This is a genomic window from Gemmatimonas aurantiaca, assembly GCF_037190085.1.
GTDB lineage: Bacteria > Gemmatimonadota > Gemmatimonadetes > Gemmatimonadales > Gemmatimonadaceae > Gemmatimonas > Gemmatimonas aurantiaca_A.
The window spans coordinates 179,323-203,179 of the sequence record NZ_JBBCJO010000005.1 but is presented as its reverse complement, the minus strand read 5'-3'; the positions used below and the strand labels follow the sequence as shown (position 1 = coordinate 203,179).

18 protein-coding genes and 1 riboswitch are annotated in these 23,857 nt (G+C 64.5%); of the genes, 2 read left to right on the top strand and 16 right to left on the bottom strand.

What is annotated here, in order from left to right; all coding sequences use genetic code 11:
• Positions 1–5 precede the first annotated feature (5 nt).
• Both WG208_RS06590 and WG208_RS06585 read right to left on the bottom strand, forming a co-directional pair.
• Positions 6–1,142 carry a ribonucleotide-diphosphate reductase subunit beta gene (locus WG208_RS06590; RefSeq protein WP_337170543.1) on the bottom strand — a complete coding sequence of 379 codons (1,137 nt, stop codon included), beginning with the start codon at positions 1,140–1,142 and terminating at the stop codon, positions 6–8.
• Positions 1,142–4,024, bottom strand: coding sequence for a ribonucleoside-diphosphate reductase subunit alpha (locus WG208_RS06585; protein ID WP_337170542.1), 2,883 nt, complete (start codon positions 4,022–4,024; stop codon positions 1,142–1,144). The genes WG208_RS06590 and WG208_RS06585 overlap by 1 nt, the downstream gene beginning before the upstream one ends.
• A gap of 109 nt (positions 4,025–4,133) precedes the next feature.
• Positions 4,134–4,352: riboswitch (cobalamin riboswitch) on the bottom strand.
• 206 nt (positions 4,353–4,558) lie between these two features.
• Here WG208_RS06585 and WG208_RS06580 point away from each other — a divergent pair.
• Positions 4,559–4,852, top strand: coding sequence for a hypothetical protein (locus tag WG208_RS06580; RefSeq protein WP_337170541.1), 294 nt, complete (start codon positions 4,559–4,561; stop codon positions 4,850–4,852).
• An 88-nt stretch (positions 4,853–4,940) separates the two neighbouring features.
• Here WG208_RS06580 and acpA read toward each other — a convergent pair whose 3' ends face one another.
• The gene (acpA, locus tag WG208_RS06575) at positions 4,941–6,632 is read right to left on the bottom strand and encodes an acid phosphatase (protein WP_337170540.1); all 1,692 of its coding nucleotides are present in this window, start codon (positions 6,630–6,632) and stop codon (positions 4,941–4,943) included.
• Positions 6,633–6,810: 178 nt separating this feature from the next.
• Between acpA and WG208_RS06570 the strand changes: the two genes are divergently transcribed.
• Positions 6,811–7,965, top strand: a complete 1,155-nt coding sequence (locus WG208_RS06570; protein ID WP_337170539.1) for a cytochrome c peroxidase — start codon at positions 6,811–6,813, stop codon at positions 7,963–7,965.
• Between the two features lie 89 nt (positions 7,966–8,054).
• Here WG208_RS06570 and WG208_RS06565 read toward each other — a convergent pair whose 3' ends face one another.
• The 13 genes from WG208_RS06565 to mrdA form a co-directional block, all read right to left on the bottom strand.
• Entirely contained in the window at positions 8,055–8,753 is a 699-nt protein-coding gene (locus WG208_RS06565; RefSeq protein ID WP_337170538.1) for a LytTR family DNA-binding domain-containing protein, read from the bottom strand.
• Between the two features lie 8 nt (positions 8,754–8,761).
• Positions 8,762–9,805 carry a histidine kinase gene (locus tag WG208_RS06560; RefSeq protein WP_337170537.1) on the bottom strand — a complete coding sequence of 348 codons (1,044 nt, stop codon included), beginning with the start codon at positions 9,803–9,805 and terminating at the stop codon, positions 8,762–8,764.
• On the bottom strand, positions 9,789–10,661 hold the full coding sequence (locus WG208_RS06555; protein WP_337170536.1) for a CPBP family intramembrane glutamic endopeptidase: 873 nt from the start codon (positions 10,659–10,661) through the stop codon (positions 9,789–9,791). Before WG208_RS06555 ends, WG208_RS06560 begins: the two co-directional genes overlap by 17 nt.
• A 53-nt stretch (positions 10,662–10,714) precedes the next feature.
• Positions 10,715–11,854 carry a serine hydrolase domain-containing protein gene (locus WG208_RS06550; protein ID WP_337170535.1) on the bottom strand — a complete coding sequence of 380 codons (1,140 nt, stop codon included), beginning with the start codon at positions 11,852–11,854 and terminating at the stop codon, positions 10,715–10,717.
• 433 nt (positions 11,855–12,287) lie between these two features.
• Entirely contained in the window at positions 12,288–13,829 is a 1,542-nt protein-coding gene (gene guaA, locus WG208_RS06545) for a glutamine-hydrolyzing GMP synthase (protein ID WP_337170534.1), read from the bottom strand.
• Positions 13,829–14,341, bottom strand: a complete 513-nt coding sequence (locus WG208_RS06540; RefSeq protein WP_337170533.1) for a metallophosphoesterase — start codon at positions 14,339–14,341, stop codon at positions 13,829–13,831. The genes guaA and WG208_RS06540 overlap by 1 nt, the downstream gene beginning before the upstream one ends.
• A complete protein-coding gene (gene lysA, locus WG208_RS06535; RefSeq protein ID WP_337170532.1) occupies positions 14,341–15,612 on the bottom strand; it encodes a diaminopimelate decarboxylase in 1,272 nt (423 codons plus the stop codon). Before lysA ends, WG208_RS06540 begins: the two co-directional genes overlap by 1 nt.
• Before the next feature lie 81 nt (positions 15,613–15,693).
• Positions 15,694–17,163: a proline--tRNA ligase gene (gene proS, locus WG208_RS06530; RefSeq protein WP_337170531.1), complete on the bottom strand. Its 1,470-nt coding sequence runs from the start codon at positions 17,161–17,163 to the stop codon at positions 15,694–15,696.
• Positions 17,160–18,464 (bottom strand): histidine--tRNA ligase, encoded by a 1,305-nt coding sequence (gene hisS / locus WG208_RS06525; protein WP_337170530.1) that lies wholly within the window; start codon positions 18,462–18,464, stop codon positions 17,160–17,162. Before hisS ends, proS begins: the two co-directional genes overlap by 4 nt.
• A 9-nt stretch (positions 18,465–18,473) precedes the next feature.
• Positions 18,474–19,787 (bottom strand): folylpolyglutamate synthase/dihydrofolate synthase family protein, encoded by a 1,314-nt coding sequence (locus WG208_RS06520; protein WP_337170529.1) that lies wholly within the window; start codon positions 19,785–19,787, stop codon positions 18,474–18,476.
• Positions 19,788–19,852: 65 nt separating this feature from the next.
• Positions 19,853–20,722 (bottom strand): acetyl-CoA carboxylase, carboxyltransferase subunit beta, encoded by an 870-nt coding sequence (accD, locus tag WG208_RS06515; RefSeq protein ID WP_337170528.1) that lies wholly within the window; start codon positions 20,720–20,722, stop codon positions 19,853–19,855.
• A gap of 88 nt (positions 20,723–20,810) precedes the next feature.
• The gene (gene rodA / locus WG208_RS06510; RefSeq protein ID WP_337170527.1) at positions 20,811–22,076 is read right to left on the bottom strand and encodes a rod shape-determining protein RodA; all 1,266 of its coding nucleotides are present in this window, start codon (positions 22,074–22,076) and stop codon (positions 20,811–20,813) included.
• Positions 22,077–22,089: 13 nt separating this feature from the next.
• Entirely contained in the window at positions 22,090–23,826 is a 1,737-nt protein-coding gene (gene mrdA, locus WG208_RS06505) for a penicillin-binding protein 2 (protein WP_337170526.1), read from the bottom strand.
• Positions 23,827–23,857 lie beyond the last annotated feature (31 nt).

The window sequence follows — 23,857 nt, the reverse complement described above, 5'->3', positions numbered from 1 at the left end:
GTTCCTCAATCCCAGCGCAGCGCCCCTCCGTTCTGATACTCGATCACGCGCGTCTCGAAGAAGTTCTTCTCCTTCTTGAGATCGATCGCTTCCGACATCCAGGGGAACGGATTCTCCGTCTCCGGAAACACCGGAGCGAGTCCCAGTTGCGCGCAGCGACGGTTCGTGATGAAGTGCATGTACGACTCACACAGCGCGGCGTTGAGTCCGAGGAACCCACGCGGCATGGTGTCCTTGCCGTAGGCCACCTCGAGCGCGCAGGCTTCGGCGAGCATCTGTCGCACTTCCTCCTGGAACGCCGACGTCCAGAGATGCGGGTTCTCCGCCTTGATCTGGTTGATGACGTCGATGCCGAAGTTCAGGTGAATCGACTCGTCACGCAGAATGTACTGATACTGCTCGGCGATGCCGACCATCTTGTTGCGCCGTCCCAGTGACAGGATCTGCGCGAAGCCGGTGTAGAACCACATGCCCTCGAACACCACGTAGAACGCCACCAGATCCCGCAGAAACGCCTGATCGTGCTCCGGCGTGCCGGTGGAGAACGTCGGATCGGACAGATGTTGCGTGTATCGCAGTGCCCACGCCGCCTTCTCGGTGATCGACGGCACTTCCCGGTACATGTTGAACAGCTCGCCTTCATCGAGGCCGAGGCTTTCGCAGATGTACTGGAAGGTGTGGGTGTGGATGGCCTCCTCGAAGGCCTGCCGGAGGAGGTATTGCCGGCATTCCGGATTGGTCAGATGCCGGTAGATCGCCAGCACGATGTTGTTCGCCACCAGGGATTCCGAGGCGGCGAAGAACCCGAGATTGCGCTTGATAGCCCGGCGCTCGTCGTCGGTGAGGCCATCGCGCGACCGCCAGAGCGCGAGGTCGGCCTGCATCGACACCTCAGTGGGCATCCAGTGGTTGTTGCAGGCATTCAGATACTTCTCCCACGCCCAGCGATACTTGAGGGGAAGCAACTGATTCACATCGGCGCGGCAATTGATCATCGCCTTGTCGTCGACGTGCACGCGGCCGCCATGACGGTCGATCTCGCCCAGTCCGGTCGCGAGATCGGCGAGCGAAGGACCGGGCTGAGACTCCGATGCGGACGCGTCCAACGGGGTATCCTGAATCGTCTCCGTAGTCGTCTTCATCACTGGCACGCCTCACAATCGGGATTGTCGATGGAGCATGCCGGGGCGGTCATCGCCTCGACGGCTTCGACGGTGCGTGTCGCGGCCACCGCCACGGCATTGAGTTTGCCATCGGTACCCTTGAGGGTGCTCTTCTCCACGTGTGTCGCGCTCTGGGAGCGGAGGTAGTAGGTGGTCTTGAGGCCACGGCGCCATGCCAACCGGTACAGCGAGTCCAACTGCCTGCCGCTGGGCTGCGCGACATACAGATTGAGCGACTGCGCCTGATCGATCCACTTCTGCCGACGCGCCGCAGCCTCGATGAGCCAACTGCAGTCGATCTCGAACGCCGTCATGTACAGACGCTTGAGATCTTCGGGCACCCGGTCTATGGGACCCAGGCTGCCATCGAAGTACTTGAGATCGCTCACCATGACCTCGTCCCACAATCCGCGATCCTTGAGATCGTGCACGAGGTATTCGTTCACTTCCGTGAATTCCCCCGACATGTTCGATTTCACGAACAGGTTCCGATACGAGGGCTCGATCGACTGCGACACGCCGCAGATGTTGGAGATCGTGGCCGTGGGGGCGATGGCCAGCAGATTGGAGTTTCGCATCCCCTGCGCCCGGACGCGTTCACGCAGCGCATTCCAGTCGAGTTGCGCGCTGCGATCGCATTCGAGGGCGCTGCCCACATCGGCGCGTGCCTGCCCGAGCAGTTCCAGTGAATCGATGGGCAGAATGCCGCGGCTCCAGAGCGAGCCGTTGAACGACGCATACGTGCCCCGCTCCACCGCGAGATCGGACGAGGCGCCGATCGCTTCGTAGCTCAGGAACTCCATGCTCTCGTCGGCGAACCGCACGGCGTCGTCGGACGCATACGGCAGGCGCAGCGTGTGCAGCGCGTCCTGGAATCCCATGATCCCCAGGCCGACGGGGCGATGGCGCAGGTTGGAGCGCCGTGCTTCGGGGATGGTGTAGTAGTTGATGTCGATGACGTTGTCGAGCATCCGCACGGCCGTGCGGACGGTGCGCGACAGGCGCTGCCGATCGAGTCCGCTGGCCGTGATGTGATTGGCCAGGTTCACCGACCCGAGATTGCACACGGCGACTTCGCTGTCCGACGTGTTGAGCGTGATCTCGGTGCAGAGGTTGGACGAATGGATCACACCCACGTGCTGCTGCGGAGACCGGAGATTGCACGGATCCTTGAACGTGATCCACGGGTGCCCGGTCTCGAACAGCATGGTGAGCATGCGACGCCAGAGATCGGCGGCGCGTACGCGCTTGTGTACCGCGATCTCTCCCCGGTCGGCACGCGCTTCGTGCACGAGATACCGCTCGGCGAACGCGGGACCATACAGATCGTGCAGGTCGGGCACTTCGTCGGGCGAGAACAGCGTCCACTCCCCGTTCTCTTCCACGCGCTGCATGAACAGATCGGGGATCCAGTTGGCCGTGTTCATGTCGTGCGTCCGGCGCCGGTCGTCGCCGGTGTTCTTGCGCAGATCGAGGAAGTCCTCGATGTCGATGTGCCACGTTTCGAGATACGCGCACACGGCGCCCTTGCGCTTCCCACCCTGATTCACGGCCACGGCGGTGTCGTTCGCCACCTTGAGGAACGGCACGACACCCTGTGACCGTCCGTTGGTGCCACGAATGTGCGCACCCAGACCGCGCACGCGACTCCAGTCGTTGCCCAGGCCGCCCGAATACTTGGCCAGCAGCGCGTTGTCCTTGACGCTCTTGAAGATCCCGTCGAGATCGTCGGGCACACTCGTCAAGAAGCACGACGACAACTGCGCCCGCGGCGTGCCGGCGTTGAAGAGCGTGGGCGTCGAACACATGAAATCGAACGACGAGATGAGCTCGTAGAACTCGATGGCGCGCGCTTCACGATCCACTTCCCGCAACGCCAGGCCCATGGCCACGCGCATGAAGAACGCCTGCGGCAATTCGACGCGCACCCCATCCGTGTGCAGCAGGTAACGATCGTACAACGTCTGCAGACCGAGATACCGGAACGCCAGATCCCGCTCGGGACGCAGCGCGGCGGCAATGCGCCCCAGGTCGAAACGGGCGAGCTCCGGATCGAGCAGCCCGAGCGCGATGCCCTGCTCCACGTATTGCGGGAAGTATTCCGGATAGTGCTGCCCCATCTCGGCCGCGCGGGCTTCGACGTGATGCCCGTGAATGTAGCTGAGCACTTCGGTGCGCAGGCGCTCGAGCAGCAGCCGCGCGCTCACGAAGGCATAGTTCGGTTCGGTCTCGACGAGCGCGCGCGCCGCGAGGATCGGCGCCAGCGACAGTTCGTCGGCACTGATGCCGTCGTACAGATTGCGCAACGTTTCCGCGAGCACGGACACGGCCGACACGCCATCGAGCCCATCGCAGGCATCGTCGATGACGAGTCCGAGATGCGCCTGATCCACCGTGCGGACTTCACCGCCGGGCAGCGTGAATCGCAGGGCGGCGCGCGTGGGCGTGGTGCTGGTCGTTTCCTCGCCAGACTCCCGGCGCAACCGCGCACGCTCTTCGCGATAGAGCACGTACGCCCGCGCGACCTTGTGATGTCCACCGCGCATGAGCGCGAGTTCGACCTGGTCCTGGATCTCTTCGATGTGGAGCGCGCGCTGCGAATCGGCGTGACGCGTCAGCGCTTCCACCACGGCGGCGCAGCGGCGTTCGACGATGTCACGGACGCGGGCGGACGTCGCCGCGCTCGGTCCTTCGACGGCCACGAAGGCCTTCGTCATCGCCACCGCGATCTTGGTCGGATCGAAGGGCGAAACGGTCCGGTTGCGCCGGATGACGTGGAACGTCGGCTCGGCACTGACCGATCCGCCGACGGGTGGGAAAAACACATTCCGGATATCACCGGCACCGAGCGACACTGCCATCTGAACCCCCGTGAAAGTGGGCGGGGGAGATAGCCGATCGTGTCGCGGGCGATGGAGGCACGGCCTCCATGCGGGCAACCGACGACCAACCGGGACACCCCGCCCGAGGACGTGAAAAACGCGCGATGGCAGGTCTCCTGGCTCGCGGGTCGTCGCTCCTGTCTGGCCTTCCCGGCGTTCCTCGCGCCAGTGGCCGTCGTCGACAGGCAGCTCGCCGCTTACAGTTGCGGGGGCAGCCCCGGAATTGGCACCTGTGGACAGGCACCGCACCGGATTCCCTTTTCACCCCGGGCCAACGACCCGGGGAACCAACGCTCGGTGATTACCCGTTGATTATTGCGGTTCCGGTTCGCGAAAGCAAGCCAATTTGCGTCAGGTGTCGTGACCGATTCCATGCCGCGAGGACTTGCGTACGAAACGGTCAGTCTGACCGCCCAATCGGCCTCTCGAGCGCGAGGAACGCCGGAAACGATTCCACTGATCCATAATTGGAATTGTCGATATCGCTGTCCCCCTTCATGAGAGGAGGTTTTCATGCTCTGGCGTTTCACTGCCAACAATACCCACCTCTATCCGGGTGCCCTGTTGCGGAGCCACGAGTCTGTCGGGATGACCGCGCTGTCGCCGGACGACGAACTGCTGGTGGAATTCTCCGACGGCGTCTCCGTCAGTGGAGTCATACCGGCGGTCGAGTCGGCCGGGGTGATCTTGCAGATGCCGACCTACCGTACGCGGGGAGGGACCACCGTCACGGCGCGGACATGGCGTATCATGGCCGGAGGGGACCCCGGTCTGATGCGCGTGCAAGAGCGTCTCGCTGGTGCATGACACATCCTGAGAGTATCGATCTTCCGTCCTACCCCATCTGCTCACACGTCCAGCCGTTCCATGCCGAAGTCGGGCGCGATGCGGTTCTTCAAGGGAACGTCAACGCACCCGTCATGTCGCCCATGGCCCGCCCACCGTTCCGGACCAGCGCGGAATCGCGCTGCGCCAGGCCACGCAGGGTCCCGAGGTCGAAGGTGCGGGTGATGAGGCGTAGCACCGATCCCGTGTCGTACTGGGTGTGATCGACCGTCCCCGCGCGGGCAAACGGCGAGATGATGATGGCCGGAATGCGGGTACCGGGCCCGAGCAGATCCCCTCTGGGCGGGGCCACGTGATCCCAGACGCCTCCGAACTCGTCGTAGGTCACCACGATCACCATGTTCTTCCATTGCGGGCTTGCCCGCAGTTTCGCCACGAGATCGGCCATTCGCGCATCCCCATTGTCGAGATCCGCGTACCCTTCGTGCTGATTGTACATCCCCTCCGGCTTGTAGAATGTCACCGCCGGCAGCGTTCCTGCCGCCGCATCCTTCACCAGATCGTCGTAGTCCCGGAGGTGGGTGGCGCGAGCTGCCGCGTGCGTGTCGGGATCGAACGCGGCGTAGTAGTTGAACGGCTGATGATGGGCCTGGAAGTCGACTTCGGCCGGCGTCGCCACACCGTTGTTGTTGGAACGATAGATGACACGCCGGGCGGCCATCTCGCGCGGACCCTCCGCGACCGCCGCATTCCAGGAGCCGCCGTACCACGTCCAGCTCACGCCTTTGGCACTCAGCAGGTCACCGATGGTCTGTTCTGTCTGCGGCGGCAGCGTCGTGGCACGTGATGGGTCGGCATAGGCCGGGTTCCCGTCCTTGGCCGGCGGACCGCCACTGGGCTGATACGCCGGTTGCATCGTGTTCACCGTGTAGTACTTGCCATCGCCGAAGTAGTTCTCAGGCGTGAGATTGCCGCTGTTCACGAAGACCGGGCGACCATCGAGCGCCGAGGCCGGGCTGCGCGCCGTGACGGCCAGCCTCGGTTGATACGAACCGTCCGCGTTCTTCACGAGCTGGGTGATGCTGCCCTTGGCCGGCGAGTTGGCGGCGTCCGGATACACCGGAGCGCAGGCGCAGATGAGATACTGATGATTGAGGTACGAACCGCCGAATGCGCCCTGGAAAAAATTGTCGGCCAGCACGAACTCCCGGGCCAATCGGTACATCGCAGACTGCGAATAATCGAAGTGACCCATGGCGAGACCGCCGGCATCACTCCACGCCGCAAAGCCGTCGTTCTTGCCGCCATTGATCTGCATCTGATTCTCGAAGAACCTGTGCGCGAGATCGCGGGTGATGGTGCCCGTACCGAGTGTGACATTGGCGTTCTTGCGGAAGGCCGTCTCGATACCGAACGGCGCGTTGGGCAGTCCCGCACTTTGCGCCTCCGTGACCACGGGGGTGACACCGCGCTGTGTCACGCCGGTCCAGGTCTTGGGCAGCGTGGGCAGCACGGTGACGCCGTCCCGGTCTTTTTGCGGCACATACGCGGCCGTGGGACGGCCTTCCGGATCGATCACCCGGCCAACCCCGTTGGCGCCGGGAAAATGGCCATACAGGTTGTCGAACGAGCGATTCTCAGCGTAGATCACCACGATGTGCTTCACGTTCTGTCGCAACGCCTGTACCGTCGCCGCCGGGGGCTGCGACGGTGCCTGGCTCGCAGGGCGGCAGGAGCCGACCAGAAGCGCCGCGATCCCCGCCGCGGCTGCCTGCAACACGAAATTCCGTGACGTGACCATGCAGAAGATCTCCTCGAATCGTTCGGTCTCAACTTCGCGCTCCAATATACGGGCGGGAACGGACATACGTACCGGCCATGGATTGCGGCAGGCACGGGGATCCCTCGGCCTCGCCTGTCTTGCTGCGGTGGCGATGTCGGCATGCGACCAGCGACCGATCGGAGAATCGCACCCATCCGTGTCCGCGATTTCCGCCATGGTCATGCCGCGGGCCGACACCTTGATGGCTCTCGGGCGGCAGATCTTCTTCGATTCCACACTGTCCGCTTCCGGGCGTCTCTCGTGCGCCAGCTGTCACGATCAGCAGTATGGCTGGGCCGCGCCCAACGCACTGGCGGTACAGACGGGTGGCATCGGAGGAACGGCGTCGGGGCTGCGCGCCGTGCCGAGTCTCGGATACGCCCAGGACACACCGCCGTTCACCGAGCACTATCGCGAAGACGATGGCGACGACAGCGAGGATCAGGGAGCGGCCGGAGGCCTCATGTGGGATGGACGCGCCGAATCACTGAAGGAGCAGGCCGCATTGCCACTGCTGTCGCCGCTGGAGATGGGCAACATCAGTCGAGCCGCCGCCGTGGAACGACTGCGGGTCTCCGCGGTGGCCGAGGCCTTCCGCACCGCGTTCGGTGCCCACGTCTTCGACGATTCGCTCGTGGCGTGGAACGGACTTCTGGCGGCCCTCGATGCCTTCCAGCAGAGCCCCGCCGACTTCTATCCGTACTCGAGCAAGTACGATGCATTTCTGCGCGGGGAAGGCGCGTTGACCGCGCGAGAGCGACGTGGGCTGGCGCTGTTCAACGATCCCGCGAAGGGAAACTGTGCGTCCTGCCATCCCAGTGCCCGTCAACGCGAAGGCTTTCCGCAGTTCACGGATCGGGGATTCCTCGCACTCGGCGTTCCCCGCAACCGTCGCATTCCGGTCAACGCCGATTCGACTTATTACGATCTCGGTCTCTGTGGTCCATTGCGCACCGATCTGGCGGACCGACCCGACTATTGTGGTGCCTTCAAGACGCCGACGCTACGCAATGTCGCGCGGCGCCAGGTCTTCTTTCACAACGGCGTCTTCACGTCACTCGAACAGGTGCTGCGCTTCTATGCACGGCGCGACACCGAGGGGCGGTTGTTCTATCCGGTGGACAAGCGTGGTGTCGTGCAGATGTACGACGACCTGCCGCGCATCTACTGGGACAATCTCAACGTCGATCCACCCTTCGACCGGAAGCCCGGACAGCGGCCGGCGTTTTCCGACGCCGAAGCGGCGGACATGATCGCGTTCCTGCGGACGTTGAATGATGGGTACAGTGAAACGACCCCAGCCCGTCGATAGATGCGCGTGTTCCGACGGAGGTGGCGGTGTCAGGCATCGATGGACAGGGTCGCCGGCATTCGGGGCGATGAGTCTCATCCAACCAAGGCTCACGCCCCCAATGCATCCGCCACGGCCAACCGGTATGCGCGACCGATCGGCAGCGTGAGTCCATCGCGCAGAACGACTTCGGATGCCCCTATCCTGCGGATGTAGACGCGGTTGACCAGATGCGATTTGTGGATGCGGACGAAGCCGAGCGGCGCGAGACGACGTTCGAGCTCCTTCATCGGTTCGGAGGCGAAAATCGCATCCCGCTCCGTGTAAACGATCGAAAAGTTTCCGCTCGCTTCGATACGCGGGGTCTTCGTAATGTCGATGAGGCAATGTTCATTGCCGCAGCGCACCGGCAGCCTCGCGGGAGCGCCGATGGCCGTTCCGCTCCGTGCGGCCAGTAGCAGCGGGCGAATGTTCTCGAGGCAACGTTGCAGGCGCTGACCGGAGACCGGCTTCAGCAGGTAGTCACGTACGCCGAGTTCGAAGGCGGCCAGTGCATGCTCCATGCTCGCGGTCAGCAGTACGGTGATCGGTGGATGGGTCAGTGCCCGCAGGAAGTCGAGGCCACTCACCGGCATGGCGACATCGAGAAAGAGCAGCTCGCAAGGCTGCTGGTTCAACGCGGCGAGCGCCTCGTACGGTGCGGTGAATGTCCGCTCCAGCACAATATCCGGCACGTCGGCGAGCAGCGCACGCAGAACAATGTGCGCATTGGGTTCATCGTCCAGGCTGGCGGCCTTGAAACGCATCATCCCGCGGCTCATGGAGCGATGACGATGACGGCACGATAGAGGCCGTCGGTCGCGTCGATTACGAACGTGCTTCTTCCGGGGTAGATCAGCCGCAGCCGGTCGCGGACATTGGCCTGCCCCACTCCCATCCCGGTCGTGAGCGGGACGGGGCTGGGTGAGGGGAAACGATTGCGCACTTCCAGCCGGATCCGTGTCTCGTCCGCTTCGACGGAGACCTGAATATCCATCGTGCCGTCGGCGAAGCGACCGTGCTTGACCGCGTTCTCGAACAGCGTCGCCAACAGCATCGGCGGTACCGGGATCTCCAGATCGCCGCGCGCATCGATAGCGATATTCACGCGCGCCGCATCGCGCGCGCGCTCCAGCGTGGCGTAGTGTTCAATGAAGTCCAGCTCGTCGTGCAGCGGCACCCAGCGCTTGCGCATGCGGTCGACGACATGGCGCAGCGCTTCGGACATCGAAAGGAACAGCGGCACCGCCCGCTCGCGATCGCTCAGCAGGACGGCGTAGACGGTGTTGAGCATGTTGAACAGGGTGTGTGGCGCAAGCTGGGCATCGAGCAGCTGCAGTTCTGTCCTGTGTTGAAGGTCAAGCGCGCGGGCAAGCCGTTGACGGTACCGGAAGCCACGGACCGCCAGCCATGACGCCACGCCGAACACCGGCAGCAGGATCAGGTTGGCAACGCTTTCGCCGAGCGCAGGCGAAAAGCCGAATGCGGGATAGATCAGGCCGCGTTGAATGGCGAGCCACAGCAGAGCAAGTCCGCAGACACAGGCGACCTGACGCGCGAGCGACAGCCTTCCGCGGGTCAGATCCATCAGCAGGTAGTAGGACAGCAGCGGCGGAATCACCAACAGGACGGATGCGGATGCGACGGCCGAGGCATCCGCGCGATCGTGGCGATAGGCGACGAACAGCGCCGTCCACAACATCGCCGCGGTGGCAATGCCGATCGCGAGCAGCGCGGCGCCATCGTTCGTCATGCCAAACCGACGTTCGTCATCTGTCGTTTGCGTGTGCAAAATCACGCTGAGTTCACCGTCGCGTATCATCCTGTCGCACCGGTCCGGCCTTCCGCACGGCGAGTAAACTCAGCGCCAGCAGCCCCACCATCAAGGGCACGGCAAATCCGAACTCGTCGATCGCGAACGACGTGAACATACCGCGCGCCCGCGTCGCCGGCGTGAAAAAGCCCTGGATGAACAGATTGTGACTGGCATGGAAGACGACGCCGGTCCAGAGGCTGCCGGAACGCGATCTGAGCCAGGCCATGATGACGCTCATGCCGAGCACCATCACGGTGAAGCAGCCGAGCCCGTACCACCAGGGCGTTTTGCTGTGGTAGTCGGCGAACAGCAGGATGGGCAGGTGCCATGCGGCCCACAGCGCGCCGGTCAGCAGCGCGCCGCGCACCTCGCCGTACTGCCCGGTCATGTGCGGCGTCAGGAATCCACGCCAGCCGATCTCCTCGCCCAACGCCTGCGCTGAACTGGCGACCATGCCGGTCGTCGCAACGAGCATGAAGCCGCCAGCCAGCACCAGCCAGTCCGGTGCGCTGGTCCAGCCAAGTCCCCTGCGTGTCCACGCGACGAAGGCCGGGTCGGGAAAATCACCGTAGCCGAAGAACCAGACGACCGCGTAGGCGCACGCGGCATACGTCAGCGGCATCGCGTAGGCAAGCCATTGCCAGCGCCACGCTCCCCATTGCCATCCGAGCGAGCGCAGCGGAATCCGGCACAGCCGGCAGGTCAGCAACGCCGCGATGCCAGGGCACCACATCAGGCCCGTCGCGTAAGCCCCGCGAGCGCCACCGGTATGCCCCGTGCCGATGATGAGCGCATAGAAGATCGAACTGATCGCCAGCGTCAGCGCGAGGAAGGAGGCGATAGGGTGGGAGCGGGCAGTCACGGCGATCCTCGGCGGCGATCCTGGATCGTGCGGGTTCCGCAGCGCTGACAAAATCATTGACGGCGGTGACGATCGACGAGCTGATGCAGATAAGACACCAGCGGCTGGTCGCGATCGATCAGTTCGGCGATATCGAGCGAGGCGACCACGCCGTTGCCGCCGTTGATGAAGATCACCACCGCGTCACCGGGCTTGTCCGGCGAGAAATGGACGAGGGCGTTCTCACCGGAATCGTTGCCGCCTCCCCAGACCAGTTTGTGTGGGCCGTAGTCGAACACGATCCAGCCAAGACCGAAGCCATAGGGATTCGGGCAGACCAGGCCCGCTTCTGCCATGCACGCCCATTCCTCGGCACCGGCAAACGACGATTCCACGACAAACCGTTCGCGCGCCAGCGCTATCGACACCGCGTGGCCGTTCATCACGTCGATGAGGAATTTCGAATAGTCTTCGAGCGTGACGAACAGGTCGGATGCCGAACTCCACGATCCGTGATGCCAATCGCGCTGCGTGGTGGTGTAAGGGGCCTCATACACGCCGTCGGCGTTCATCGGCGTCGTCACCAGCGCGTCGATTGAAGCGCGGCGGCGCATGGACGTGTGCGTCATACCCAGCGGCTCGAACACCGTCTTCGACACCAGGTCGTCGAACCCCAGGCCGGACTTCTTCTCCAGGAATTTCGCCAGGATGTCGTAGGCTGCCCCGGAATAGCCGAAGCGCGTGCCGGGATCGGCGACGAAGGCCAGCTTCTTGTTTTTGTACTGGTACTCCCAGTTGAGCAATCCGGACCGGTGCGACAGGATGATGCGCGGCGTCAGCCGCGCGTAGCGCGGATCGTCGGCGAGATCGGGCTCCAGGTACCAGGCCGCAATCGGTTCGTCCAGCGACAGCATGCCGGCGGATGCCAGCCGCACCGCGGTCTCCGCGGTGATCGACTTGGCCAGCGAGGCGGTATTGAACATCGTCGTGCGGGAAGCGGGCACGCCAGGGCCCTGCTCGCCGTAGTAGCCAGTCCATGCGAGGCGCCCGTCGCGAATGAGCGCGACGCCAGCGCCCGCGATGCGGCGCGAGCGAATGATGGCCGGCACGCCGGCGTCCAGCGCGGCCGCGCGCTGCGCGACCCATGTGGTGCGTGGCGCCGGCGAACCTCGATTGGCGCATCCCGCGCAGACGACGATGGCGGCGGTGAACACGAGAGAGAAAGATCCAGCGGCCCACTTCATGGATTGCTCCGGATATGCTTTGTGCCGACGCGGTTTGTCGACGAAGCATGGTAGGCGGCGCGATTTCGTACACGCAAGCAACAGATGACGAACGCCGGCTTGGCATGACGAACGACGGCGCCGCGCTGCGTGCCGTCGTGTTGTTGCGGGCCGAGTTCGTGCAACAGCTGCCCATCCAGCGCCTGGCGTCGGCAGCTTCGTGATCATGTGCCGCAGAGCCCTCGGCACTTCCCCTGGCCGCTACATGGCGGAACGCAGGGCCGTACGCGGCTGATCGACCATGCCGCCGCCCAGCCGAAGGCGGCTACAGGGCGAATTTGCATTGTGGTAAGGGCGTTCCTCGAGCTACGGAGTTCGCGCTGCGCGATCACAGAATTCGCGCAGCGCGATCACGGACATCAATTCACTCCCACTCGATCGTCGCCGGCGGCTTCGAGCTCACGTCGTACACCACGCGGTTCACGCCATCCACTTCGTTGATGATGCGATTGGAGATCCGCGCCAGCACATCGTGCGGGAACGGGAACCAGTCCGCCGTCATGCCATCGGTGCTCGTCACCGCGCGCAACGCCACCACGTTGTCATACGTGCGGCCATCGCCCATCACGCCCACCGAACGCACGGGCAGGAACACGGCGAACGCCTGCCAGATGTCGGGATACAGACCCGCCGCACGGATCTCCTCGAGATAGATCGCGTCGGCACGCCGCAGCACATCGAGCGCATGTGGCGTCACCTCGCCGAGCACGCGGATGGCGAGACCCGGGCCGGGGAACGGATGACGCCCCACCATTTCCTCCGGCAGTCCGAGTTCGCGTCCCACGTTGCGCACTTCGTCCTTGAACAGTTCGCGCAACGGCTCGATGAGCTTGAACTTCATGTCGGGCTTGAGTCCGCCCACGTTGTGGTGCGTCTTGATCGTCGCCGACGGACCGCCCTTGGCGCTCACCGATTCGATCACATCGGGATAGAGCGTGCCCTGCACCAGGAACGCGGCGTCCTTCCCTGCATCGGCCGATGCATCCTCGAACACGTCGATGAACGTGTGGCCGATGAGCTTGCGCTTCTTCTCGGGATCCCCTTCACCGGCCAGCGCATTCAGGAACCGGTCCTCGGCCCGCACGGTGATGAGCTTGATGCCCAGATGCGCGCGGAACGTGCGCTCCACCTGCTCACGCTCGTGCAGACGCAACAGGCCGGTGTCCACGAAGATGCAGGTGAGCTGATCCCCGATGGCCTTGTGCACGAGCGCCGCGGCGACACTGGAATCGACACCGCCGGAAAGACCGCAGATCACCTGACGATCGCCCACCATCTCCCGGATCTTCTGCACTTCGAGATCGATGAAATGCCCCGGCGTCCAGTCTGGCGTGCAGTGACAGATGTCGAACAGGAAGTTCTCGATGATCTCCGCGCCACGCGCGGTGTGATGCACCTCGGCGTGGAACTGCACCGCGTGAATGGGCTTGCTGACGTGGCGGAAGCCCGCGCAGGTGTTGCCGCTGTGCGCCGTCGGGACGTATCCCGGCGGCACCTGCTCCACATGATCGCCATGGCTCATCCACACCGTGGTCTTCTCGCCGCCCTCGAAGCCGGCAAACATGCCGGACGCTTCATCGACGGTGACCTCGGCCCGGCCATACTCGCGGCGACCGCCACCCACCACCGCGCCCCCTTCGAGATGCGCGATGAGCTGCATGCCGTAACACACGCCCAGCACCGGGGCGATATCCAGCAGCGCCCGCGACACCGTCGGCGCGCCCTCATCCGTCACGGAACTCGGGCCACCCGACAGGATGATGCCGGTGGGCTTCCAGGCCCGGATCCAGTCGAGGGACTTGGTGGGCGGATGGATCTCCGAGTACACACGCGCCTCGCGCACACGGCGGGCAATGAGCTGTGTGAACTGCGAGCCGCAATCGAGGATGAGGATACGACTGTTCATCAGTACTTCCACTCCGGGCCGGTGAGTTTGAGAAACTCCACCGCCTTGGTTTCGAGATCGAGAATCGCGCCGGTCGGCGCGCCATGCAACCAGCCACACCCTTCGCCGGGATTGACCAGCAGAGAATCCCCACGCGATTTCATCTCCGGCACGTGCGTGAATCCGTGCACGATCACCTCGTGTCCATCGATGGAACGCTGATGCACTTCCGCGAGATCGTGAATGAGCAGCACCGACTTGCCGCCCAGATCGAACGAATGGGGCGACTCGAACAGTTCGGTGGCGCCGAAGCCGGTGTTGGCCGCGGCCACGAGTGCGTCACGATCCCCGTCATTGCGGCCAAAGACCCCGAGCAGCGGCAACGACAGATCCTGGAAGGGCTGCAACGAGAACGGCGAGCAGTAGTCCCCGGCGTGCATGACCAGCGACACACCGCCCTGCACCATCTGGTCCAGCAAGGCACGAACGGCCGGCACACGGTCGTGAGTATCCGACAACAAGCCGATACGCATCAGATGGTTCTCCACTGGAGATGAGCACGTTCGAGTCGCACGAGATCCTCGTAGCGCTCGCGTTCCGTGATGATGGCAAACCGATCCCCGTCCGCGAGCACTTCGACGGGCCGGGGACGGGAGTTGTAGTTCGAGGTCATCGTGTAGCCGTACGCACCGGCGGTCCGGATGACCAGCAGGTCGTCGGCCGCCACATCGGGAAGGTCCCGGTGCTTTGCGAAGAAGTCGCCGGACTCGCAGATGGGTCCGACCACGTCGGCCGTGATGGTGCGCGGGGTATCCACCACCGCCTCGATGGCATGATAGGCCTGGTACAGGGCCGGCCGGATCAGATCGTTCATGCCGGCATCGGTCACGACAAAATCCTTGCCCGCGGCATGCTTGCGATACAGCACCCGGGTGAGGAGCGCACCGGATTCGGCCACGATGTAACGTCCAGGTTCGAGCAGCAGGGTCAGCCCCGTCTCGAGGCCGGCGGCGCGCACAAGTGCCGCGTAGTCCTCCACATCGGCATCATGCTCACCCGCTTCGTACGGCACCGACAGGCCGCCGCCGACATCGAGGTAACGCACATCGTGCCCTTCGGACCGCGCCGTTTCCACGGCGGCGAGCAGCCGCGGCAGGGCATCACGCAACGGATCGGCGTTGCCGATCTGCGAACCGAGGTGCATGCCCAGTCCGCGCAACGTGACATGGGGCAGTTCGCGAATGAGGCCGACCAGCCGCGAGATATCGTCGCGCGGGATGCCGAACTTCTGCCCCTTCTCCCCCGTCTTGATGTACGCGTGCGGCGTCTCGACGGTGACTTCGGGGTTCACGCGGATGGCGATCGGCGCCATGACGCCCTTTCTCGCCGCCACCGCATCGATGGTCACGAGTTCGGCTTCCGATTCCACGTTGATCAGCAGTACACGATCATCGAGCGCCTGCTCGATTTCCTGCACCGTCTTGCCCACGCCGCTGAACACCACATCGCGCCCTTCGAATCCGGCTTCGCGGGCGCGGAAGAGTTCGCCGCCCGATACGATGTCGACGCCGGCGCCGAGTTCCTGCAACAGCCGGAGCACGGCCAGCGTGGAGTTGGCCTTCATCGCGAAGTGAATGCGATGCGGAATGCCTTCGAACGCCCGCGCGAGTCGCTGGTAGCGCGCCCGGATGGTGCCGGCGCAATACACATAGGCGGGTGTGCCAACGGCTGCCGCAATCGTCGGTAACGGGACGCCCTCAGCGTGCAGGACGCCGCTCCGACGATCGAATCCGGTGGAAGACATGAGTGGTGGAGTGCGTGATCAGTGCGCGTTCGGACCGCGTGCCGTACGTATGTCGTACGTGTCTTGAACGTCTCTGGTACGTCAGTACGAACGTGCCCACACGACTTCGTACTTCGCCGGCTCACCCGTCACCATGCAGGTGGTGGGCGCTTCCGGCGAACGGAACTCCGCATCCGGAATGCACCGGATGGTGGCCTTCGTCTCTTCCTTCACACGCTGTTCCACTGCCGGGTCGCCGTTCCAGCCGGCATACACGAAACCACCCGGGCCATCCATGATCTCCTTGAACCGATCGTAGCTGATGCGTTCGCGGATGCTGTTGGCTTCGAGACGGGCCCGTGCCGCGGCCAGCATGTCCGCCTGGATGGTTTCGAGAATCACCGGCAGTTCGGTGCGCAGAGTGTCGAACGCGATGGACCGCTTCTCGCGGGTGTCGCGGCGCACCAGCATGCCACTCGAGGACGCCAGGTCGCGCGGTCCGATCTCCATGCGGAGCGGCACGCCGCGCAACTCCCAGTGATAGTACTTCGCGCCGGGTTTGATGCCGATGCGATCATCCACATGCACGCGGATCCGTTCGTGATCGGGACGCTTGAAGCTGCCCAGTTCCTCGGCAATCCGCTTCGCCGCCTCGATGGTGGCCGCACGTTCCTCGTCGGTCTTCCAGATGGGCACGATCACCATCTGGGTGGGCGCCAGACGCGGCGGCAGGCGCAGGCCCGCGTCGTCGCTGTGTGTCATCACCAGTCCGCCGATCATGCGCGTGGAGACGCCCCAGCTGGTGTTCCACGCATGATCCTGCTGACCCGCTTCGTTCTGGAAGGTGAGATCGAACGCCTTCGCGAAATTCTGTCCGAGATTGTGCGACGTGCCGGCCTGCAGGGCCTTGTTGTCCTGCATCATCGCTTCCGTGCAGTACGTGCGCAGCGCGCCGGCGAACTTCTCCGCCTCCGTCTTCTGGCCGGTGATCACGGGCATGGCCATGTATTCTTCCATGAACGTGCGATACACCCCCAGCATGCGTCGCGTCTCGGCTTCGGCTTCGTCGTGCGTGGCGTGCGCGGTGTGCCCTTCCTGCCACAGGAACTCCATGGTGCGCAGGAAGAGACGCGTGCGCATTTCCCAGCGCACCACGTTGGCCCACTGATTGTACAGCAAGGGCAGATCACGATAGCTCTGCACCCACTTGGCGAACATCGAGTAGATGATCGTTTCCGACGTGGGACGCACCACCAGCCGCTCCTCGAGCTGCTTGCCGCCGCCGTGCGTGACGACCGCGCACTCGGGCGCGAACCCTTCCACGTGCTCCGCCTCCTTCGACAGGAAGCTCTCGGGAATGAACAGCGGGAAGTACGCGTTCACATGGCCCGTGGCCTTGAACATGTCGTCCAGCGCGCGCTGCATGCGCTCCCAGATGCCATAGCCCCACGGCCGGATCACCATACAGCCGCGCACCGGCGAATAGTCGGCCAGTTCGGCGCGGAGAACGAGTTCGTTGTACCAATCGCTGAAGTTCTCGGCGCGGGTGGTCAGCTTCTTGTCGTCACTCATGCGTGTGATCCGGAATGCGAAGACGCCCAGGCCACGAGGGCCTCGAGCGTGGTGAACGTCTGATCGTCGTGCCCCGCACGTCGCACGCGCCACGGCGCGTCGGTGCTGGAAGGGTCGACGATCACGAAAGCGCCCGCGCCGGCCTTGCGACCGGCTTCGAGCTGTTTGTCGAGCTTCTGTGCCCGGAGCGCATATTCCACCACACATCCGGTCGTCCGAAGGGCGGACGCCGTGCGCAGCGCGCCGGCCGGCGCCGCCGGGGCATCGGGCGCTTCCGCGACCCAGTACTGCAACGGCACGGCCGCGCTCTGCATCAGACCGCGCGCGCGCAACAACTCGCCGAGCACCACGTCGCCCATGCCAAAACCCAGGGCAGGCAGATCGGTGCCACCCAGGGACTTGAGCAGGGTGTCGTACCGTCCCCCGCCGCAGATCGCGCGGAACTCGCCGACGTTGTCGAACAGTTCGAACACGATGCCGGTGTAATACGCGAGGCCACGCACGATCGTGAGATCGAACTGCATCCACGCGCCGACACCCAGTGCGTCGCAATGCGCGAGGTATTGCGCGAACCGTTCGGCATGCGGCTTCACGGCCGGCGCTTCACCGTACCGGGCCTGCATGGTCGCAAAATCCAGCGTGGCGAATCCGAGAATCACCTCGGCGGTCTGCGTATCGACCCCCGCCTCGGCCAGCTTCTCCGCCGAGACCTCACGCGGCTGCCGTTCGAGTTTGTCGAGCACCGCATAGACCGCCGGCCACGTGTCCTCGGCAATGCCGAGATGTTCGAGCAGACCGTTGAGCAGCCGTCGATCACTCACACGGGCACGCACATCGGTGTGCGTGAGTCCCAGCGCGCGCATGATCTCGATGGCCACCGACACGAGTTCGGCGTCGGCCAGCACATCCGCTTCACCGACGATATCCACGTTGAGCTGGAAGTGCTCGCGCAGCCGGCCCTTCTGCGTGCGCTCGTAGCGGAAGAGCTGGGGCAGCGAGAACCAGCGCACGGGCTTGCGCAGCGTCTGCGCCTTGGTCCCCACCATGCGCGCAAAGGTCGGCGTCATCTCGGGGCGCATGGCCACCGGGCGGTCACCCTTGTCCACGAAGTTGTAGAGCTGGGTGACGATCTCCTCGCCGCTCTTCTGCGTGTAGAGCTCGAGCGGCTCGAGCGGCGGCCCATCGTACTCCTGAAACGCATAGCGCCGCACGACGCGGCGCCAGGTGTCGAAGATATGGGCTCGTTCGGCGAACTGGTCTGGGTAGAAGTCTCGGAAACCCGGGAGCGGCTTGTGTGACATCCAGGTAAGCTACCGAGCCAACGGATCGACCTGCAACCGTTCCATCGCGTCGCCGACGGTGTGGAACGATCCGGTGACGAGCACCGTGGCCGCCCCGACCTGCGCCTCCGTGAGTGCCGTCCCGAAGTCGTCGCGGCGCACCACGGGCAGCCCCTCGACGACCGCCCAGTCCATGACATCGTCGAGGTTCCAGGTCCGGTTGGCCGGTGCCGTGGGCGCCATGGTGACGATGATGCGTTCCGCCGCGCGTGCGACCGCCTGCAGGATGCCACGCCAGTCCTTGTCGCGCAGGACGCAGACCACCGCCGTGATGGGGTGCGGCGCGCCCACCGAGAGCAGATTGGCCACCACGGTGGCCGCGCCGTCGGCGTTGTGCGCCACGTCGAAGAGCCACGGCGGCGTCCGATGGAATCGGCCGGCGATCCGCACGGACGGGAGGTATCGGCCCGCCTCCCGCTCGATATCGGCCCAGCGCCCCCCAGCGCTGCGCAACAGCGCCAGGGCCACCGAGGTATTGTGCGCCTGGAATTGTCCCACCAGTGGCGTCGTGAGGCGGCGCGTGACGCCGTCCACCGTGAGCGTGAACGAGGTGCCCTGGGCGTCCACCACGATCTCTTCCACCTGCCAGTCCCGGCCCGTCACGAGCACCGGCGCACTGCCCGCCTGCTCGGCGCGCTGCTGCAGCAGATCACGAATGCCGGGCCGTGTATCCCCCACGACGGCCGCGGCGCCCGACTTGAAGATCCCGGCCTTCTCGCCGGCAATGGCTTCGAGTGTATCGCCCAGAAACTCCAGGTGATCGAAGCCGATCTGCGTCACCGCAGCCGCCACGGGTTGCACGATGTTCGTGGCATCCAGACGTCCGCCCAGTCCCACTTCCACGATGGCGACATCCACCTGCTGCGCGGCGAAATACGACAGCGCCATGGCCGTCGTCGCCTCGAAAAACGTCGCCCCGAGCTCGGTGAGCAGCGGTTCGTGTCCGACGAGCCACTCGGTGATGGCCGCATGTGTCATGGGCTCGCCGTTCACGACGACACGTTCGGCAAAATCCACCAGGTGGGGCGATGTATAACGCCCCACGCGCAAGCCGGCGCCTCGCAGGATCGCATCGAGCGTGGCCACGGTACTGCCCTTCCCGTTCGTACCGGCGACGTGGAAGACCGGGTAGCGGCGATGCGGATCGCCCAGACGCGCCAACAGTTCCGTCACCCGGTCGAGACCCAGGCGCCAGGCGCCGCCGGTACGCGCAAAGAGCCGCTCCAGTGCGGCATGGTAGGCGGACGCTGAGGCGGAATCCGATGCGGGAGATGCCGCATTCATCGCCTGCGCCGCTGTCGTCGCTGGAACGCCCCGGGTGGGGGCCAGCGGGTCTGCTGTGGACAGTGTCAGACGTCCTGTTGAGCCTGGGCCTGGGCGGCGGGGCGTCCGGTCATGTGGCGCAGGAGACGCGACAGCGTGTCCTTGAGCTCCTTCCGGTGCACCACGCGGTCCACCATTCCCTTCTCCAGCAGGAACTCCGCCGTCTGGAAGCCTTCCGGCAGATCCTGACCAAGCGTCTGCTTGATGACACGCGGACCCGCAAAGCCGATGACCGCACCCGGTTCGGCAAGGATGGCGTCGCCCAGCATGGCAAAACTGGCGCTCACGCCCCCCGTGGTGGGATTGGTGAGCACGGAGATGTAGGGAATGCGCCGCTCGGCCAGCTGCGACAGCACCGCGGACGCCTTGGCCATCTGCATGAGCGAGAGAATGCCCTCCTGCATGCGTGCGCCACCGGAGGCGGAGACGATCACCAGCGGGTGTTTCTTCTCGAGTGAACGTTGCCCCAGGCGCGCGATCTTCTCGCCCACCACCGAACCCATCGATCCGCCCATGAACGAGAAGTCCATGATGCCGATGCCTACCGGCATGCCTTCCAGCAGACCGGTGACGGTGAGGATGGCGTCGGTGTCCCCGGCATTGGTCAGCGCCTTCTTCAGGCGTGCCGGATAGTCGGGAAACCCGAGCGGGTCGACGGATCGCAACTCACCACCGACTTCATTGAGCGAACCGTCGTCGATGAGAAACGAAGCATAGTCCCACGCCCGCAGGCGGCGATGGAAATCGCACGCCGGGCACACGTTCAAGTTCCGGAGGAACTTGTCGCGGATGTCGGTATGGCCGCAGGCCTCGCACTTCTCCCACGTATCCGGCGGGATCTCGAGGCGTTCGCGGCGCGGCTGACGGGGCTTTTTTTCCTTCCGGAACCAGGCCATAGACTACGAAAGATTGGTGAACGTCCGGGCGAAGGCTAGATCTTGCGCACGGACGAGCCTGCTGTACAGCACGGCGGGGCGAGACCGGCTAGAGCCCGATCGCGTCGGGCTGCCCCCGCCCTTCGGCGGAAATACGCAACAGCACGGCCACCGCAATCCAGCTCACGAGCAGGAATGAGGGGCCATAACTGAAAAATGGCAGCGGGATGCCGGTGACGGGCATGAGGTTGAGCGTCATCCCCACGTTGACCATGACGTGCACGAACCACGCCGCCACGAGGCCGAACGCAGCCAGACTGGGAAACGCGTCGTTGGCCCGGGAGGCCACGCGGGTGCTGCGCAGAAAGAGCGCCAGGAACAGGGCCAGGGCCAGACTCACCCCGAGAAACCCCAGCTCCTCACCCACCACCGAGAAGATGAAATCGGTGTGCCGTTCGGGAAGGAACTGCAGACGTTTCTGACTGCCCTGGGTGAACCCCTGTCCAAACAGCCCGCCCGAGCCGATGGCCACCTTGCTCTGCGTGACGTGGTAACCCGACCCCTTCATGTCGATGCTGGGGTCGAGAAACACCAGCAGGCGTTTCTGCTGGTACGGTTTGAGTTTGTCCCAGAGCAGCGGCGCCACCACGCCGGTGACGACGTTAGCCACGATCACCACCACGCCTTCGGCCAGATAGGGCCGATACCACAGCACCAGCGCCACGAGCATCAGAAACCACGCGCCCCAGATGCCGGTGCTGAACGCCAGCACCAGACTGATGCCGGGACTCGCGAGCATGACGAGCAACTGCCATTGCACGCCGGCCCAGAACAACATGGCAAAACAGATGCCGATGAAGACGATGCCGGTGCCCAGGTCGGGCTGCTTCATCACGAGCAGCCAGGGGATTCCCACCACCAGCAGCGGACGCCACAGGTCGACCAGGGAGCGCGGCGGTTCACGCTGTGCCGCGAGCACCCGGGCGAGCATCAGCGTGGTCGCCAGTTTGGCGAGTTCGGCCGGCTGGCCGAGACGTATGCCGCCGATGCTCAGCCACCCTTTCACACTGGCCGCCGTGCCGGCGCCGGTGCCCACGAACAGCACAAGCACGAGCAGCGCACAACTCAATGCGTACAGCGGCCACGCACTCCATTCGATCAACCGCACCGAACCCCGCGTGACCACCCACGTCACCACCAACGACAGCGCGAACCAGGCCGACTGCCGTTTCCACGCCCCGGCAATGAGGGTGGACGGTGCATCGATCTGCCCTGCGGAAAACACCATCGCGATGCCGAAGCCGGTGAGCAACAGGGCGATGAGCAGGAGCGGAAAGTCGATGCTCTGTCGACGCAGAACGCTGGTGAACGGCATGGTGGCAGTCGTCTCAGTCGCTGATGACGCTGGTCATGGTGAGCTGCGCCTTCAGATATCGCTCCATGAGCTTGGTGGCGACCCGTGCCGCGGTCGAACCGTGAAGACCTTCTTCGATGACGATGGCCAGCACGATCTTCGGCTCGTCGGCCGGTGCGTACCCCACGAACCAGGCGAAGTCCTTGAGCGGCGGCACCTGCGCGGTGCCGGTCTTGCCGGCAATCGTAAGCCCCTGAATCCGTGCGCCAGCCGCGGTGCCGCGCGACACGACGTCGGCCAGTGCGAGCTTCACCCCGTCGAGCTGCTCGGGGGTGAGATCGAGGATCTGCTTCCGCTCGGGTTCATGGGCCACGACCTGCGGCGTCGCGGCACGGCCGTCGGTGGCCAGCGCCGTATAGAAGCGCGCCATGTTGAGCGGCGTCTGCGCATTGTTGGCCTGCCCGATGGACAGACTGAGCGCCACCGATTTGTTCCAGCCCCGGGCGCCGTACTTGCGATCGAAGTAATCCGTGTTCTCGGGCCACGTGGGGGTGCGTTCGTTGGGAATATCGATTCCGGTCTTCTCACCGAACCCCAGCTTCACGCCACCCGCCAGCAGACGATTCAACCCGATCTTGAGACCGAGCTGATAGAAGTACACGTCGCAGGACTTGGCGATGGCCTGCGCCAGCGTCACATCACCATGGCCGCGTTTGTCCCAGCATTTGAAGACACGGCCGTAGTAGTAGCCGCCCGTGCAAGGCTGCTCCATGCGCGTATCCATCGTCACCAGACCGAGCTGGAGCCCGATGACCGCGGTGGCGAGCTTCCATGTGGAGGCCGGTGGATAGGTGCCTTGAATGGCCCGATTCACCAGCGGTGTATGGGGATCGCTCAGCAATGTCTGAAAGAACGCGCTCGACACACCGCCCACGAAACGATTGATGTCGTAGCTCGGTGCGCTGTACAACGCGAGCACACCACCCGTGGTGGGCTCGAGCGCCACCACCGCGCCACGCAGCGAATCGGCGAAATAGTCGTGCGCGTACTTCTGCAGATCGAGATCGATGTTCGTGCGGAGCGGTGGCGGGGCTTCCGGCTGCACATCGGGACGCACACCGGCATCACGCACCACGCGATTGCGCGCATCGACTTCCACGAAGCGGCTGCCTTCACGACCGCGCAATTGCTCTTCGTATTCCAGCTCCACGCCCGCTTTGCCGATCTGCTGGCCGGCCTTGTAGCCCTCGAAGCGATCGCGCGCGAGTTCGTCTTCGGAGATTTCCCCCGTATACCCCACCAGCGCGGCCATCGCTTCCCCGTCGGGATAGTAGCGCTTGGGGGCACTCTGGATGATGAGTCCCGGGAACTCCACGCGCCGCTCTTCCAGCACCGACACCACCTGGAACGAGGCGTCGTTGAAAATCACCGCCGGTCGTGTGGGCGCGCGACGATACCGACGCACGGCCAGCGCCTGCTGCGCCGAGTCGATCGTGACCACCTGCGACAGTGTCCGTAGCGCGGAACGCAGCGAGTCCTCGGTGGGACTGAGAATCGACACCGAATACCCCGGCAGATTCTCGGCGATGATCTCGCCCTTCCGGTCGTAGATGATGCCGCGCGCTCCCGGCAGCGGCACTTCGCGCAGACGATTGCTCTCGGCCTGCAGCGCATAGGCCGCACTCTCCAGCACCTGCGCACGGAAAAACGCCGCACCCAGAGCCAGGAACGAGGCGAACAGCAGCCCGCGCGCCACACGCGCACGACGCAAGACGGAGTTCGGGTGATAACTCACCCACCGA

Bases quoted from the DNA above. Each gene is read 5' to 3' on its own strand.
- guaA (WP_337170534.1), bottom strand. From the start codon at position 13,829: ATGAACAGTCGTATCCTCATCCTCGATTGCGGCTCGCAGTTCACACAG.
- acpA (WP_337170540.1), bottom strand. From the start codon at position 6,632: ATGGTCACGTCACGGAATTTCGTGTTGCAGGCAGCCGCGGCGGGGATC.
- WG208_RS06540 (WP_337170533.1), bottom strand. From the start codon at position 14,341: ATGCGTATCGGCTTGTTGTCGGATACTCACGACCGTGTGCCGGCCGTT.
- WG208_RS06590 (WP_337170543.1), bottom strand. From the start codon at position 1,142: ATGAAGACGACTACGGAGACGATTCAGGATACCCCGTTGGACGCGTCC.
- accD (WP_337170528.1), bottom strand. From the start codon at position 20,722: ATGGCCTGGTTCCGGAAGGAAAAAAAGCCCCGTCAGCCGCGCCGCGAA.
- hisS (WP_337170530.1), bottom strand. From the start codon at position 18,464: ATGTCACACAAGCCGCTCCCGGGTTTCCGAGACTTCTACCCAGACCAG.
- WG208_RS06520 (WP_337170529.1), bottom strand. From the start codon at position 19,787: ATGAATGCGGCATCTCCCGCATCGGATTCCGCCTCAGCGTCCGCCTAC.
- WG208_RS06585 (WP_337170542.1), bottom strand. From the start codon at position 4,024: ATGGCAGTGTCGCTCGGTGCCGGTGATATCCGGAATGTGTTTTTCCCA.
- WG208_RS06565 (WP_337170538.1), bottom strand. From the start codon at position 8,753: ATGATGCGTTTCAAGGCCGCCAGCCTGGACGATGAACCCAATGCGCAC.
- lysA (WP_337170532.1), bottom strand. From the start codon at position 15,612: ATGTCTTCCACCGGATTCGATCGTCGGAGCGGCGTCCTGCACGCTGAG.
- proS (WP_337170531.1), bottom strand. From the start codon at position 17,163: ATGAGTGACGACAAGAAGCTGACCACCCGCGCCGAGAACTTCAGCGAT.
- rodA (WP_337170527.1), bottom strand. From the start codon at position 22,076: ATGCCGTTCACCAGCGTTCTGCGTCGACAGAGCATCGACTTTCCGCTC.
- WG208_RS06560 (WP_337170537.1), bottom strand. From the start codon at position 9,805: ATGATACGCGACGGTGAACTCAGCGTGATTTTGCACACGCAAACGACA.
- WG208_RS06580 (WP_337170541.1), top strand. From the start codon at position 4,559: ATGCTCTGGCGTTTCACTGCCAACAATACCCACCTCTATCCGGGTGCC.